This window comes from Faecalibacter sp. (assembly GCF_057177045.1).
Genome location: NZ_CM169987.1, coordinates 785,743 through 801,698 on the forward strand (window position 1 = coordinate 785,743; position 15,956 = coordinate 801,698).

The 15,956-nt window shown below is 30.3% G+C and carries 14 protein-coding genes; 7 read left to right on the plus strand and 7 right to left on the minus strand.

What is annotated here, in order from left to right; genetic code table 11:
* Nucleotides 1–4: 4 nt before the first annotated feature.
* The 3 genes from AC1QSP_RS03590 to AC1QSP_RS03600 all read right to left on the minus strand — a co-directional run bounded on the left by AC1QSP_RS03590 (nucleotide 5) and on the right by AC1QSP_RS03600 (nucleotide 3,505).
* Nucleotides 5–1,474, minus strand: a complete 1,470-nt coding sequence (locus tag AC1QSP_RS03590; RefSeq protein ID WP_484079828.1) for a phytoene desaturase family protein — start codon at nucleotides 1,472–1,474, stop codon at nucleotides 5–7.
* A 205-nt stretch (nucleotides 1,475–1,679) separates the two neighbouring features.
* A complete protein-coding gene (locus tag AC1QSP_RS03595; protein ID WP_484079829.1) occupies nucleotides 1,680–2,339 on the minus strand; it encodes a MarR family winged helix-turn-helix transcriptional regulator in 660 nt (219 codons plus the stop codon).
* Nucleotides 2,340–2,650: 311 nt separating this feature from the next.
* Nucleotides 2,651–3,505, minus strand: a complete 855-nt coding sequence (locus AC1QSP_RS03600) for a helix-turn-helix domain-containing protein (RefSeq protein WP_484079830.1) — start codon at nucleotides 3,503–3,505, stop codon at nucleotides 2,651–2,653.
* Between the two features lie 108 nt (nucleotides 3,506–3,613).
* Here AC1QSP_RS03600 and AC1QSP_RS03605 point away from each other — a divergent pair, with 108 nt between their 5' ends.
* On the plus strand, nucleotides 3,614–4,195 hold the full coding sequence (locus AC1QSP_RS03605) for a DUF6642 family protein (protein ID WP_484079831.1): 582 nt from the start codon (nucleotides 3,614–3,616) through the stop codon (nucleotides 4,193–4,195).
* A 30-nt stretch (nucleotides 4,196–4,225) separates the two neighbouring features.
* Here AC1QSP_RS03605 and AC1QSP_RS03610 read toward each other — a convergent pair whose 3' ends face one another.
* Nucleotides 4,226–5,488: an acetyl-CoA hydrolase/transferase family protein gene (locus AC1QSP_RS03610; protein ID WP_484079832.1), complete on the minus strand. Its 1,263-nt coding sequence runs from the start codon at nucleotides 5,486–5,488 to the stop codon at nucleotides 4,226–4,228.
* A 96-nt stretch (nucleotides 5,489–5,584) separates the two neighbouring features.
* Here AC1QSP_RS03610 and AC1QSP_RS03615 point away from each other — a divergent pair, with 96 nt between their 5' ends.
* The 5 genes from AC1QSP_RS03615 (at nucleotide 5,585) to AC1QSP_RS03635 (ending at nucleotide 10,592) form a co-directional block, all read left to right on the plus strand.
* The gene (locus AC1QSP_RS03615) at nucleotides 5,585–6,007 is read left to right on the plus strand and encodes a PaaI family thioesterase (protein WP_484079833.1); all 423 of its coding nucleotides are present in this window, start codon (nucleotides 5,585–5,587) and stop codon (nucleotides 6,005–6,007) included.
* Between the two features lie 219 nt (nucleotides 6,008–6,226).
* A complete protein-coding gene (locus tag AC1QSP_RS03620) occupies nucleotides 6,227–7,456 on the plus strand; it encodes a response regulator transcription factor (RefSeq protein ID WP_484079834.1) in 1,230 nt (409 codons plus the stop codon).
* A gap of 71 nt (nucleotides 7,457–7,527) precedes the next feature.
* Nucleotides 7,528–8,172, plus strand: coding sequence for a PAQR family membrane homeostasis protein TrhA (gene trhA / locus AC1QSP_RS03625; protein WP_484079835.1), 645 nt, complete (start codon nucleotides 7,528–7,530; stop codon nucleotides 8,170–8,172).
* Between the two features lie 13 nt (nucleotides 8,173–8,185).
* Entirely contained in the window at nucleotides 8,186–8,890 is a 705-nt protein-coding gene (locus tag AC1QSP_RS03630; protein WP_484079836.1) for a peptidylprolyl isomerase, read from the plus strand.
* A 46-nt stretch (nucleotides 8,891–8,936) separates the two neighbouring features.
* Entirely contained in the window at nucleotides 8,937–10,592 is a 1,656-nt protein-coding gene (locus tag AC1QSP_RS03635; protein WP_484079837.1) for a B12-binding domain-containing radical SAM protein, read from the plus strand.
* Between the two features lie 45 nt (nucleotides 10,593–10,637).
* Here the strand turns inward: AC1QSP_RS03635 and AC1QSP_RS03640 are convergent, their stop codons facing one another.
* Nucleotides 10,638–11,075 carry an FKBP-type peptidyl-prolyl cis-trans isomerase gene (locus AC1QSP_RS03640; RefSeq protein WP_484079838.1) on the minus strand — a complete coding sequence of 146 codons (438 nt, stop codon included), beginning with the start codon at nucleotides 11,073–11,075 and terminating at the stop codon, nucleotides 10,638–10,640.
* Nucleotides 11,076–11,458: 383 nt separating this feature from the next.
* Between AC1QSP_RS03640 and AC1QSP_RS03645 the strand changes: the two genes are divergently transcribed.
* A complete protein-coding gene (locus AC1QSP_RS03645) occupies nucleotides 11,459–12,232 on the plus strand; it encodes a hypothetical protein (RefSeq protein WP_484079839.1) in 774 nt (257 codons plus the stop codon).
* A gap of 340 nt (nucleotides 12,233–12,572) precedes the next feature.
* Here the strand turns inward: AC1QSP_RS03645 and brnQ are convergent, their stop codons facing one another.
* Nucleotides 12,573–13,853, minus strand: a complete 1,281-nt coding sequence (brnQ, locus tag AC1QSP_RS03650) for a branched-chain amino acid transport system II carrier protein (protein ID WP_484079840.1) — start codon at nucleotides 13,851–13,853, stop codon at nucleotides 12,573–12,575.
* A 735-nt stretch (nucleotides 13,854–14,588) separates the two neighbouring features.
* Nucleotides 14,589–15,929, minus strand: coding sequence for a cell envelope integrity protein CreD (gene creD / locus AC1QSP_RS03655; RefSeq protein ID WP_484079841.1), 1,341 nt, complete (start codon nucleotides 15,927–15,929; stop codon nucleotides 14,589–14,591).
* Nucleotides 15,930–15,956 lie beyond the last annotated feature (27 nt).

Sequence of the window (15,956 nt, forward strand, 5' to 3'; positions counted from 1 at the left end):
GCTTTTATTTTGGGTTGATTTGGTTTGCGGCAATTTTACCTGATATTAAAGAAGGTGGCACACCTGGTCCTGGCACTGTAAGTTGACCTGCATAGACTAAATTTTTTAATTTTTTATTTCGAATAGAAGGTTTTAAAATAGCCGTTTGATTTAAGGTATTGGCTAATCCATAGGCATTCCCTCCAAAGGCATTGTAATCAGTTTTAAAATCTTGTATACAATAACTTTTTTTATAATCAATTTTAGATTTTAAATCTTTTATTCCCGTATGTTTTTCAATACGAGTAATCATTTGATCAAAATATTTTTCACGCAACTCTTCACGATCATCAATCCCAATGGCCAGAGGCATTAATAAGAATAAGTTCTCATGATTTTTGGGTGCGACATGGGGATCTGTTTTTGAAGGACAACACACATAAAATAATGGTTTTAAGGGCCATTTTTTATCGGCATAAATATCATTAATATGTTGATCGAGTTCGTTTTCAAAGAATAACGTATGATGTTTTAAATGAGGAACTTGTTCCTGAATTCCCAAATAAAAAATTAAACATGAAGGAGCAAAAGTTTTCTTTTCCCAATATTCTTGTGAATAATTTCGGTCTTTTTCATCCAATAAGGTTTCCAAATGATGATAATCTGAAGCACCAATTAAAGCATCGAAATTCAACATATGTCCTTTCACTTGGATGGCCTCCACCTTATCACCATTGGTAATTAATCGTTCCACTGGAGAATTGGTATAAAATTTTACCCCTAATTGAGTGGCAATTTTTTCCATCGCTAAAATCAGTTGAAAAAATCCTCCCATCGGATACCAGGTGCCTAAACGATATCCACCATAATTCATTAATGAATACATTGCTGGTATATTTTGCGGGGCAGCACCCAAAAATATCACTGGAAACTCCATAATGGATTGTAAAAATGGATGTTTAAAATATTTGGAAACATATGTTCTGAAATCTGTTAAAATATCCAGTTGAATCGCACTTTTAAGGATGGAAAATGAAAAAAATTCCAGCCAACTATGACAAGGCTTCTCAATGAAATCTTCCATGCCAATTTTATATTTAATTTTGGCTTTATCCATGAATCGATCCAATTGAGTAGAAGATCCTTTTTCATACGACTCAAATAATGCTTTAAGTTCATCGTAATTTGCGGGAACTTGCACATTCTCATTTTCAAAAATGATTTCAAATTGTGGATTAAGATTGATTAATTCATAGAAATCCGATGATTGGTAACCAAAATCCTGAAAAAAATTCTCCATCACTTCGGGCATCCAATACCAAGAAGGTCCCATATCAAAAGTATATCCATTTGGTGTTTTCATTTGTCTTGCACGACCACCTATCGTATCATTCTTTTCGAATACTTCAACTTGATATCCTTTTTTAGCGGCGTAGCATGCTGCAGATAAGCCAGCGATTCCTCCTCCAATAACAGCAACTTTAGTTACGCTCATATATAGAATTATATTTTACTAATTAAATATTAATATTGACAAATATAGTTCAAATATATACTATTAATATGATAAAAACAATCTGTTTTAAGGGTAGAAACAAAGATTTTAATGTATTTTTAAACTAAAAAAATCCATAACACTTTCGTATTATGGATTTTAAGATAATTCTATTTTTTTGAAATACAATGCGATATTTCGAATTTTATTTCAAGAAATCATTTTGAACGGTATCCAATAATTTTTCTGGATCAATATTTTTAGAATAGATAGGCCAATGAAACTCTTCTAATTTATTCAATAAATGAATCAACTGCATTTTTTCAGTCTCATTTAATTTCCCTGATACAATTGTCGTAGCTTTTCGAATATTAATCATGTATTCTTCCAATGTTTCTAAACCTAAAGGTGTAATCGATAAAATTTTACTTCGCTTATCTTTCAAGTCATTTTCTTGAATAACAAAATTATTGTGCAACAAGCGACTAATAATTTGCATCCCTCCTGGTTTATCTTGAATATTACGTTTTATCAATTCCATTTTACTCATGGGACCAAACGTTTTAAGTGTGATTAAAAATATATATTCTTCTTGTGTAGAAAATGGAGAATTAATAATAATTGATTTAGAATATAAGCGGGCATATCGGGCTAAATGAATTAATAACGTACTGATGACGCTATCCAAACTTCTTCCATTGATTTTACCTTCGTACTCAAAATTCTCTAAAGTAAATTCTGGATTGATTTGATTTATCATCCATTGTTTAAAACCATCTATAGTCACAGGATATTTTTCATTGGCATTTCCCTCTTCAAATTCCTTTACTAGTCCGACAACATCCTTTAAAACATTATAATACATAGATAGTATATTATTATACTACAAATATATAAAATAATTATATACGATTGTAAATTAAAAAATAATAGAATGATTATCAACTAGATGTAGAAAAAAGCCTAAACAGTTTTAGGCTTTTAATACGATCATACTGAACAAATTTCATGAATGTGGCATATTCAATGGCAATTATTGTTTCAGTAGAAACATAAATATAAACTAACGAAAAGAATATTTGTTTTTTTACGAATACTCTTACTTTGCAAAGTTATACTTATCCTCTTAAATCAAAAATGCTATAATTTCACTTAAAGATGTTTAAAAGTAATATATTAAGTTAAAAATTGCTTTCTATATTCACTTGGAGACATCTGTTCATGTTTTTTAAAGAAATGAGCAAATGAATATTGATCACTAAAATGAAGTTCGCTCGCAATGCTTTTTATTGGATTTAGTGTACTTGACAATTGGGCTTTAGCTTCATTCAAGATGTATTGAGTAATGATTTCATTCGGTGTGTTTCCCGATTCTTCTTTAATCACTCGGCTAAGGTATCGGCTGGTCATTTGTAATTTATTGGCATAAAATTCTACTGATTTTGTTTCTAAATAATGTGAAGCGACCAATTGTACAAATTCATAAAGTATTTTCTGATTTCGAGTAAGTTTATCAAATTCTTCATCATTCCCTTTTTCAACAATACTTGCCAAATGGTATAAAATCACAATAAAATGATGGTGAATGATTTCCAAATAATAGGTCATTTTCGATTCGCTTTGAATATATAAAACCAGCGCATCAATATTTCTGATCAATCGCGTCATTTCATACGCATCCAATAGAAATTTTCGTTTAAGTTGTTTTTTAAGATTATCATAGACCTTAATTTTATTTAATTGAATGGCAATTTGGTCCAAATAAGTACGACTGTAAGCTAGTAATCGTATTTCTAAATCCTCAGAAACTTCCAATACTTCGTACACACTGCTTGTATCAATAATCATCATCCAATTCTCATACAATGTATGTGTATTAATTTGTTCTTTAAGTACCACTGTACCTTTTATGACAAAAAGTATTGCTGGTGTCATTGGTCGATAAGGATGACCAAATGGGATGAAATCAAAAATATCATTTTGATTTCGTACGCGAATTTCATTGAAACTATCTGATAATGATGGATGCAAAATAGAAGATTTTAGAGTACAAAGGTAATTAGTTATGCCCTGTATTTTATGATTCTTCACTATTTTACCAAGAGATTTTTATACTTTTATTTTTTTTAATAGATAACAATGGATGTAGAATTATATGACGAAGAATGGGATGATTTTAAATTGTATTGTTTGGAAGGGGTAGATGATGTTGAAGAAGAAAGTTCCTCTATACTATTGGATTTTTTACAACATTTGGCAATAGAGAAAAACATTACCAATGTATATCAAACTTGTGATAGTTTTGAAGGATTTGAATCTTCTATCTCTAATTTATTGTTTCATGATAAGAACTTTAGAGATTATAAAATCCTTTATTTCATATTTAAAGGACCCAATGATTCCATCGAGATCGATGGTTATTACTATAGTTTAGAAGAAATAGCTGAATTATTTCAAGGACGTTTAACCGATAAAATTATTCATTTTTCAAATACCAAATGTTTGGATTTACAAGAAGAAACATTTCAATATTTTCTTGATGTTACTGGGGCAAAAGCGGTATCTGGATATGTTAAGAATGCACCAATATTAAGTACTCTGCTAGATCAACATTATTTTGAGATGGCAAAAAAATATGATGATGAAGTTGAAATTGTTGAAGCATTATTTGAAAAACATTCCAATTTATGCTTATCACTAGGATTTCGATTATATTATTAATAAAAAAGGATTGGTTAACCAATCCTTTTTTTATATGCGATCATAATATGCTTTGACAATTTCTTCTCTAAAATTAGGATGAGCAATTTCAGCCATAGCATTCACACGATCTTTAATATTTCGTCCGTATAATTTAGCAACACCATATTCCGTCACTATGTAATCGACTTGTGCTCGTGTGGTTACTACACCTGCACCTTCTTTTAAAAATGGAACAATTTTATTAACACCTTTATTGGTTGTAGAAGTAAGCGCTAGAATTGATTTACCGCCTTTACTTCGAGCTGCTCCTGTTATAAAGTCCAATTGCCCTCCTACTCCTGAAAATATTTTCGGACCAATCGAATCTGCACAAACCTGTCCCGTTACATCTACTTCAATGGCTGAATTAATAGAAATCATTCGATCGTTCATAGCGATCTTTTCCAGATCATTTGTGAATGCAGCAGTACGCATTTCGATAATTGGATTGTTATGGATAAAGTCATATAATTTTTGTGAACCATCCGCAAACGTAGATACAATTTTACCTTTTAAAATTCCTTTATGCTCTCCCGTAATGACACCAGATTCGACCAAAGGAATAATTCCATCCGAAAACATCTCGGTATGAATTCCTAAACCTTTATGATTGGTAAGATTTGATAATACTGCATTCGGAATAGAACCTATCCCCATTTGCAAACAGCTTTTATCTTCAATCAATTCTGCAATATAATTTCCGATCGTAATCTCTTCTTCAGTCGCTGTACCCATTTCCATAGTATATAAAGGCGTGTGATGCTCCACCAAATGAGTAAATTTACTAATGTGCACAAATGTATCTCCAAATGTTCTTGGCATATAGCGATTGACTTGAGCTACAATTGCACGAGCAGTCGTCATAGCCTCTTTTAGATTTTCAATAGATGTTCCTAAAGAACAGTAACCATGTTGATCTGGTTCTGAAACTTGTATAAATACTACATCAACTTTCAAATCTCCTTTTAACATCGCACGTCCCATCTCACTCAGAAAGATTGGTGTATAAGAACCATTTCCTTGTTTGATTGTATGTCTAACGTTTGCAGATGTAAACAATGAATTCACAAAGAATGAATCTTTATATTTTATATCGGCATATTTGGCAATTCCATACGTATGGATATGACAAAGTTCGACGTTGGAAAGCTCTTCATGGCGATCCGTTAATGCATCCGTTAAAATTGTTGGCGTAGCTGAAGCAGAATGTACATAAACACGATCTCCGGATTGTACGACTTTAACCGCTTCTTGTGGCGTTGTAAAATTCATATTCATTCGATTGATAGTAACAAAAATAGAGATTAAATTGGTCTAAACATATGATTTATTTGCATTTTTGCTATACGATAATTCAAATCGAAGCTTATGACAAACGAAAAAAGAGCTTTAATCGAAGCAAGTTTTAATCGCTCGGAAACTTTAAAATTTTATAACGCCACTTTGGTTGAACTAGATACTGATTATATTTCTATTCAGCTACCCAAACAACAGCATATGACTCGAAAACATGGGATGTTTAATGGTGCAATGATTGCTTCTTTGGTTGATGTTTCATCTGGATATGCAGCAGTAAGTCATTATGATGATGATTGCTATGTTGTAACTGTAGAATTAAAAGTAAATTATTTGCATCCAGCAATTGGAGAACACTTATTATCGAAATCATACGTGGTAAAAGGTGGGAAAAAAATCAGCGTGATACGAACTGAAATTTATACCACTGATCAACATTCAAGTCAAGAAAAACATGTTGCAACCTCATTGGTAACCATGATGCGAATAAAATAAAAAAAGCATAACAAGTTGTTATGCTTTTTTTTTACTATTGCAGTTAAGTTGATGTTAGTTAGAAAACTCCTTTTAATCGTAGCGGATTTCTTTCACGGATTTCTGTTACAAATTTGACTTTATATTCATTTTTTTCCTAATTTAGACCGTGTAGTTAAAGTATAGTTGTTCTACTACCCACATGGTAGCGTCTTTAATTACTGATTTATAATGTTTTAAATGATACATGTAAAAATAAAATTTCTGATTTTTAAAAGCTTTTTATTCCTATTAAGCTACTATTCTTATGCGAATACAATTAATTTTAATCAATTAAATCAAGAAATTACACAATCGAATGCATCTAAAAATTACCAACAAAGCATTCAACGATTAAATCAAATCCTTAATGACCCTAACGCCAATGCGTATGATAAATATGCTGCACACTTATTAAAATATGTAACATATAAAACATTATTCAATTACCCAGAAGCTGAAATTAATCTAAAAAAGGCTGAAGAATTTGGATTAAAATCTAAGGAATTAAATGAAGTACAAACACGTATAGCGATAGAAAAGGTTTTTTTAAAATTTGATCTTTTGCAATACAATGAAGCGAGACAATTGATCACATCCATTGCTGAGCAAGACTTGAAATATGTTGATTTTGAAACCCAAGGATTTTATTATTCCGTGCTCGGAACTTTTCAATTAATTGATCAAAATTATAAACAAGCTGAAGCCTATTATGATAAAGGGATTCGAATTTTAGAATTGGGGGCTCCTGAACATTTGGCTAATCTGTATCGTGCCAAAATGCGCTTATATGAAGAGACGAATAACCATGAAGCAGTAATAAAAGCTTTTAATGATGGTATTGCCTATGCTCATAAATACAAAATGGACGTCTATGTATTGAATTTATATGAGCAGTTAACGACTTATTATGCTTCTATAGAAGACTATAAAAGCGCCTACCAAAACCGGATAATCGTTAATGAATTAGCTTCTAAATATGATGCTCTAAATCAAAGCGGTAAACTTTTGATTTTGGAAAAAAATATGATGCAGGAACAAAATCAATTGGAAATAAAAAATGAACAAAACATTAGATTATTTTTGATTATTCTAACTGTAATTTTAATCGCATTACTTCTTGTATTATATCAATTATTCAAAATCAATAAGTATAAAAGAAAGTTCGTAGAATTAGAAAACAGTGAAATGCGTGCAGAATTAAAATCACTAAATTTGATGTTGAATAAAACGGGCGAAAACGCTTTGGATTTAAATCAATTCAATTTATCTGAACGACAAAAACAAATTATTCGACTTGTCGAACAAGGAAAAACCAATAAAGAAATTGGTGCTGCCCTTTTTATCTCTGAGAACACCGTGAAATATCATCTTAAAATTATATATAATACCTTGGGGATTTCCAATCGTAACTCGTTGATCAAAGAGTAATGTAATTCGATTTCATTATAAATAAATACAAGGTAAATAAATGTCAAATGCATAATACTTACCTTTGATTTATGAAAGAACATTTAATTAACGTGTACGATCCAAAAGAAGAACGGCTAAATGTGTATAGCCATTTGTTGGGAATTATTTTAAGCTGTATTGGTTTCGTATTTTTAATTCAAAAATCAATTGAAAATCAGGATTCCATTCAAACTCTTAGCTTTTGCATTTTTGGTCTTTCCATGATCATTTTATATACTGCTTCTACACTTTATCATCGTTCAACAACTCCATTAAAACGAGCGCGATTAAAAATATTCGATCATGTATCCATATATTTATTAATTGCAGGTTCGTATACCCCATTTACATTAGTTTCTTTAAAAGACCATGAGGGATGGATTATATTTTTCATTGTATGGGCATTTGCGTGCATTGGGATTATCATTAAATTATTCTTCACAGGACGTTTTAAAGTGATTTCAACGTTAATGTATGTCTTTATGGGCTGGATGATTGTATTTACATGGAAGGATTTAACCACAACATTATCAGAAGATGGTATTTACTGGTTAATTGCAGGTGGAATTTCATATACTGTTGGTGCCGTACTCTATAGCATTAAAAAAATTCCATTTAACCATGCCATTTTCCATGTGTTTGTTTTAATCGGTACTTTTTGCCATTATATTTCTGTATTTTTTTATGTGAAATAAATACCTTTGATTCATGAACAATAGAAGACTACAATTGATATTTGGATTCTTACTTCTATTCAGTGGTATCCATTTAACAGCACAAACGTATACTTTAAAATTTAAAACGAATTACGGCAAATTTGATGTAATGCTTTATGATTTCACACCGAAACACCGTGATTTAATTTTGAGTGAAATCCATAAGGGAACTTATAAAAATGCACAATTTAATCGTGTGATTAAGAATTTCGTTATTCAAGGCGGTGAATTAGACGAATCTATATTATCGCGTGAAGCAACACAATCCCATATTAAACCGAATCGTTTAGCGCCTGAATTTCATCCAAAAGCCTTTCATAAATTAGGTGCATTAGGTGCAGGCCGAGATCAAAATACAGAAAAAGGATCTTATTACAATCAAATTTATTTTGTAGTAGGTAAAAAAATAACTGCCCGAGAATTGGACGATTTAGAACAAAAAAAAGGGATAAAATTCACTCAAGAACAGCGTGAAACTTATTTAAAAATTGGTGGTCAACCCCGACTGGATCATGATTACACTGTATTTGGAGAAATTACGAAAGGGCTTAATGTGGTTTTAAAAATAAGCCATTTGGATACAGATGCTCATGATTTACCCGACGATATGGTGATCTTTAATATCAAAGCCAAACGCAACTTGCCTAAAAAAGTTAATCGTACAAGTATATCATTAGGCGCAGGATTTGCTCACTAATAATCAAAAAACTTCCATTAATTTTGCACCCCTAAAGATAATCGAAATGCAACCAAAAATTCTTTTAACAACACTTAATGCCAAATACATCCATCTCAATTTAGCCATTCGAATTTTATACGATCTCAACCATCATCATGGCAATATCGACTGGAAAGAGTTCACCATTAAATCTGATTTTAATGAAGTAGCCAACCACTGTGCGACCTATGATGTGGTATGTTTCAGTTGTTATATATGGAATATTACGCAAACTTTGGAAGTCGCACGCTTGATTAAGCAGATGTCTCCTCGAACAAAAATTCTATTGGGAGGACCTGAAGTGAGTTATGAAAATGATGAAATTATAGGAAATCCTGCAGTTGATTATATAATTGTCGGTGAAGGAGAAATCCCTTTTGAAGAATTTGTAACACATTATCCAGCGGTTGATCAAGTATCTAACTTGATGTATAAAGTAGACGAAAAAGTTATTTTCAATAAAAAGAATGTTACATTCGATATTATCAATTTAAAAGAGCGTAATCCTTACCAATACGATGATCCTGCTACATTGGCTCATCGTGTTTGTTACATTGAAACCTCAAGAGGTTGTCCTTATAAATGCGAATTTTGTTTAGCCAGTTTAGACAATAAAATGCGTTATTTACCTATGGATACTATTAAATCTAATTTATTGTATTTAATGGAGCATGGTAAAACGATTAAGTTTCTCGATCGAACATTTAATATCAAACGTGATTTTACAATAGAATTATTTCAATTCATTTTAGATCATCACCGTCCAGGAAATGTATTCCAATTTGAGATTACTGCAGATATTGTCCATCCTGATATTATTAAATTTATTAATGAAAAAGTTCCTCCAGGATTATTTCGATTTGAAATTGGTATTCAAACTATAAACCAAGAGAGTAACCGAGAAGTAAGTCGAAAACAAAATTTCGAAAAAACATCTCATGTTATTCACCAATTAAAAGACCGAATTGAAATGCATCTTGATTTAATTGTTGGATTGCCATTAGAATATATCGATGATTTAAAATTTAGTTTCGAATCTACATTCAAATTATATCCTCCTGAATTGCAATTGGGATTTTTAAAATTTTTGAAAGGAACACCCGTACGTGAAAAGTATGAAAATTACGGTTATGTATTTGACCCTCAACCACCCTATCAAATTATTAAAAGTAATTTTTTAAGCGAGGATGATCTTAAGAATATTACAAATCTAGAACATGCGTTAGAAATTTATTGGAATAAACCTCGTGCTGTTCATACCTTAAAATACATTTCGGAACATTATAGCATTTTTGAATATTTAAGAGATTTAGGGACTTATTTTGTTGCACGTAATCATTCATATAAATTTTCTGTAATTGAAATTTATGAAACAATCGTTGATTTCACGAAAGAATATTACCCAGAAAATCCAATCATTATGCAATTATTAGCTGTCGATTATTATGCTACACAAAAATCCAAACCTAAAGATTTATTTCAATTGGAATTAGAAAAATCTCAAGTTGAACAAATCAAAGAAAGTTATGGTATCAATACGCAACATCGAGTTGTAATTTTACCTTTAGACTTTGATTGGAATATGTGGTACAATCAATCGGCTCTTTTTTTAAATGAACAGTATTTGATTTTAGAATATCCTGGAAATCAGCTTCCAAATTATTATTCAATTCAAAAATAACTATTAGATCATAAAAAAGCCTCAACAATTGTTGAGGCTTTATATTTAGTCCATAATGGCTAATAAATGAATATCGAAAATCATTGTAGATTGCGGGCCTAATTCTTTTGAAATTTCACGGTCTTTATATCCCAAATGTGGTGGAACAACTAATCTAAATTTACTACCCACAGGCATCAACATAACTCCCTCTGCCCATCCTTTAATCACATTTTCTAAAAGAAAACTAGCTGGAACTTTACGTTGAACGGAGCTATCAAACACTTCACCATCAATATTTGTTCCGTGATAATGACATAAAACTTTATCTTTCATTGACGGTTGAGGACCATCAGCCATTTCAATCACTTCATATAATAATCCACTAGGTAATTCAATTACCCCTTCTTTTTTTGCATATTCAGCCCGAAAAGCAGCACCTTCATTTGCATTTTTTTCAGCAAGTTCTTGTTTACGTTTTAATAATAACTCTGCTACACCCATTTATAAAATTTTATCAAAAGTACAAAATAAAAAAAAGAGCTAGGGAATCTATACTGCAGTGGAAATTACAGATGAGGAGAAACCTTAACTCTTTATTGTTTTAGTTTTAAAAATGTATGCAAATTTAAATATAAACCGCATAAAAAGCGAATTGTAACATTAAAAAAACGTTAATTTGATTGATAAAATTCGTAACTTAATGAATCATAATTAATTTATTTCATAATTTTTAATCATTCAACGAAGAATATTTATTTCTTATATTAATAAATTATAACTTATTTTATCTAATTAAGCTACTATTTATTTGAAAAGCTGTATCAAGTTTAGAGATTGAAATTATTCCATGTATATTTGCTTTTTATAAAATTAAAACATTTAATATGTCTGAATTTGATCTGACAGCTGCTCTAAAAGCGTTAAGTAATGAATATAGCGAAGAGAAAGCTTCTGAAATTATTGAAACACTTTTATACAATCCAACAGAATTAACGGATGAAGATCATGATTTAATTGACCAATTACAAAGTCACTTCTTACGTACTGCTGCACAAATCTTTGTTGAGGATTTGGCGTATGATTTTAATACCTTAGTGAATTATTGGGAAGCATTTATTGGTCAGCTTACCGAAGAACAATCAGCGAAAGTATTAGAATATGCTTTGGAACAAACGGAAGTTGATTTTGTGGAGGATTTCATTATCGGTTATCGCAAATTTTATGTAAATCCAAAAGAATCAATTACATTCTTTTCTAAAATAGATGCTGAAGAATTTCATGAAATTAAATTTTTTATTGGACGTTGTTACGAAGCATTAAATGAATATCAACAAGCGATCAATTCGTATAAAGAATATTTGAATCATGATTTTTTCAAAGCAGAAGAAAATCGTGAACAAGCAGAGATCAATCGTTTTTACATTCATCACACCATTTCCTCTTTATATTTTAAAATGAATGAAATGAATAAAGTGGTTGAAATTGTAGATGATTTAATTCATCCGATGGGAGTAGAAAATTACCTAGAAAATTTTGCTAATCCTTCAGATGAAGATATTAAATCATTTTTAAACGAATATGCTACAGCTTTAGAAGAAACGAATCAAACGATTAAAGCCAACGCATTAAAAGAAAAAATTAAGACATTCTTTCAATAACTGAACATTTCTTTTATCTGTTATTGTTTTTAATAGATGAACGCATTATATTTGTGGAAATAAAATGTTCTCTGATAGATTTTCTATCATATGAATTCATGATATTTAAGGTTGGTTTATGAATGGTTTGAGCAATCAAATCATTTTTTATACTTAAAAATGAGTATTTTATAAATGAATTTTAACCCGTAATTTTAAACTGTAGATGTTTATCGTACGTATTAATTGTTCATGACATTCAAATTATATCTTTTATTCATTTTACCAATCTCATAATTTGAATGTCTTTTTTCACACAAGAGAAATAAAAAAGGGAAGCATTACTAGCTTCCCTTTTTTATTATTTTTTAAATAAGTATCCGATTCCAAATCCTATAATGGATGGGACTACCCAGCCTAAATCATATTCAAAGAATGGAATAATTTTCAACATTTCGAAAGTCGATGGACTTAGTAATCCTAAGACATTTAATAATCCTAAGAATCCAACCAATGTAGAAGCGATAACTGCACCAACATAGGGTTCTTTAGATGAGATTATTTTACCAAAAAAGACGATGTATATAACCAACGTCATTACAATAGGATATATAAAAGCTAAAGGTGGATAGGCAAATTGAATGATTTGATCAACTCCTTTAATTGATAATCCAAAAGAGATTATTGTACATAATATAACAATGGGAACATAGCCAATTTTGTTTTTCAATAAATCACTAAAGAAACTACCTACAGCAGAAGTTAAAGATATTGCCGTCGTTAAACACGCGAATGCCATACAAACAGCAATTGCAATCAGTCCATATTGACCTAATAGATTGGATGAAATTAAGATTAATAATTCAGAACGCTTGATATCAGGATTAGTAATTCCAGAAGTAGCCCCTAAATAGATTAAACCTCCATAAACGAACAATAAACAAACCGATGATAATATCCCCGATATAATGGTCACTTGGGTTTTACTTTTTTGATCTTGATACCCTTTTGCTTTCGCCGCTGAAATAATAATACCGGCAAATATAACAGATGCTAAGACATCTAAAGTTTGATACCCTTCAATAAATCCTTCGCTAAATGATTGAATCATGGACAATTCTGACTCTTTCAAAGCGCTTGTAGGATTTACAATTCCAATCGTAATTAAAATCGCTAATAAAATTAATAAAATAGGTGTCAAATAGTTACCAATAACATCCACTACCTTCGAAGGCTTGATGGCTAAGAATAAAGTGATTATAAAAAATATTAAAGATCCCCAAAATGATTGTAATTGAGGAAAAAATGGTTGAATCCCTACCTCAAAAGTTGTAGCCGCAGTACGTGGAATAGCAATTAATGGTCCAATACAAACCATAATAATCGTTCCTAAAATCGGTGCAATCCATGGATGTACACGATTCCCTAAATCTTTGAAACGATCTCCTGATTGTATAATGGATAAAATTCCTGTAAAAGGCAATAATATACCTGATAATCCGAATGCAACCATTGCAATAAAGAAGCTTGAGCCTACTTCTACTCCAATTAATGGTGGTAATAAAAGATTACCAGCACCAAAAAACATTGCAAATAATGCAAAACCTAACGTAAGGATATTTCCTATTCTCTTTTTATCCATTGTGTTCCCTTTGGAAATTATATTCAAAATTGTGGACGCAAATTAAAAAATAAACATATTTTAACATCATTTTAAACATAAAAGTTCTCTATTTATTACACTTTGATGAATATTCGGCAGTTTTAGATAAATTCAATTAAATTATCTTCATTATTTGGATGACATATTATGATAAATTTAAAACATTTTTTACGCTAGGCCTTATTAATGCTAGTATTTGGATCAGGTAAAGAATACACACGAATGAAGTTATTATACCATTCATAAGAAATGATAAAACAATAAGTGTAACACTCATTAAACTGATTATACCAAACCAAATGATCGTTAATATTGTACCTAGTAATCCTGAATATTTAAATATTACGTGATTATCTTCTTTTAAAAGAAGAATAGTGAAAACTGCAATTCCATTACTGCTTAACATATTGATTATAAACAATACAATTATTACATCTAAGGGCACTTCAAATTGATTAAATGCAATGACTAGATCCACATAACATGCAATTAAAAACAATAGATTTATACCGTTTAAACATATTATGCTTTGAGTAAAAGATTGAAAATAAAATTTTGATTTAAGAAAATTTCTCGCTTTTGTGAAATATAAGTACATAAAATAGAGATTTTAGTGATGATGATTCAAGAAATTTTGATTCCTCGAGGAAGTGCTACAAAATAGTGGTAAGTATAAACTTACCACTGCATATACAAATAACTCCAATTGAAATATTACTTTTTCGAATTCCATTCGATATTTCTTGAATACATCATGATGACCAATAAAATAAAGAACAATCCAATACTTCCCACTAAAAGTGCATGTTCTTTCAATTGGAGAATGCAATAAATGAAACTGTATAATATCACTAACATTCCCGTAATTTTAAAAGTTAGATTCCACGATTTTAAAAATCCATATACAAAATAGGTGATTAAAGCGATTGTAGCAGTTGATGAAATGATAAAGGCCCAATCAAATCCTAAATATTCAGAAATAGATAATAGCAAAACAAAATTTACACATATTGCGAACCCAACTAGAGCATATTGAACCAAATGAATATTAAAATTGTTCCTATTTTCGATAAAGAAAAATGCGACAAATGTTAATCCTATAAATAATATGGCATATTTTGTAGAGCGATATGTTTTTTCGTAATGATCATTTAATTGCAGAAATTCTATTCCAAACTGATAATTTTTTTGATCTACTTTTCCATTCCAATACTGCCCTTTCATTGGATGTTCTTGAAATATTTTCCATTGCATTGTTTGTAATTGATCTTTTTGGATGGATTGGATGGGCAATGCATATCCATCAAATTTATGATCCGACCAATCTGACGTTATTTCAACAAATGTTTCTGATGCTGATGGCATAAATTGTAAAGCTTTAGAACCTTTTAATTTTATATTCATGTTAAAAGATTGCATATTAAAAGCATCAGGTACTATTGTTGTAGATAATAGTGTTAAATTATTATTTTTGTTTTCTGAATCAATTTCTAGTTGTAAAGCATCATCTGAGTTCAATTCATAATTATTTCCATTGGAATGTAAAATAATTCGGTTTTCCATACCTTTTAAATCTTGTATTCCAAAAACTAGTTTTGTCGAAAGAACTTGAGCATTTTGGATGTTCAGGTGTTCTAAAATTTGTTCGTATTTCGGAAAAACTGATTGCAAATTGAGATCAGAATGGTAAACTACCGTTTCATACAAGCTTCTCTTTTTTACACTTGTATTTACATTCCCTTTCACTGCATTTGAATTTGCAGAAATAAATTTTGACTCATTTATTTCAATTTTTTCTCCTTTTTCATTTTCAGAAATTACTTTGTAATTCATCCATAAATAAGGACCATAAAGAACTTGCTCCCCACTCCATTTAGTTGAAATTTCGTTTACGACCTGCTCTTGATAATTCGACCGTTCTTCTATGATCGAAAGGATGATTGGAATAGGAATAAGCAGGATTAATGTTAAAATAAAGACGAAGAACCCTTTTAAAAGTGTAGAATTTGAAGCATTAAACTTCGTTTTTTCAATGGGTTGATGATGATTTTCCATAGGATGAATTTTAATCTAAATAATATT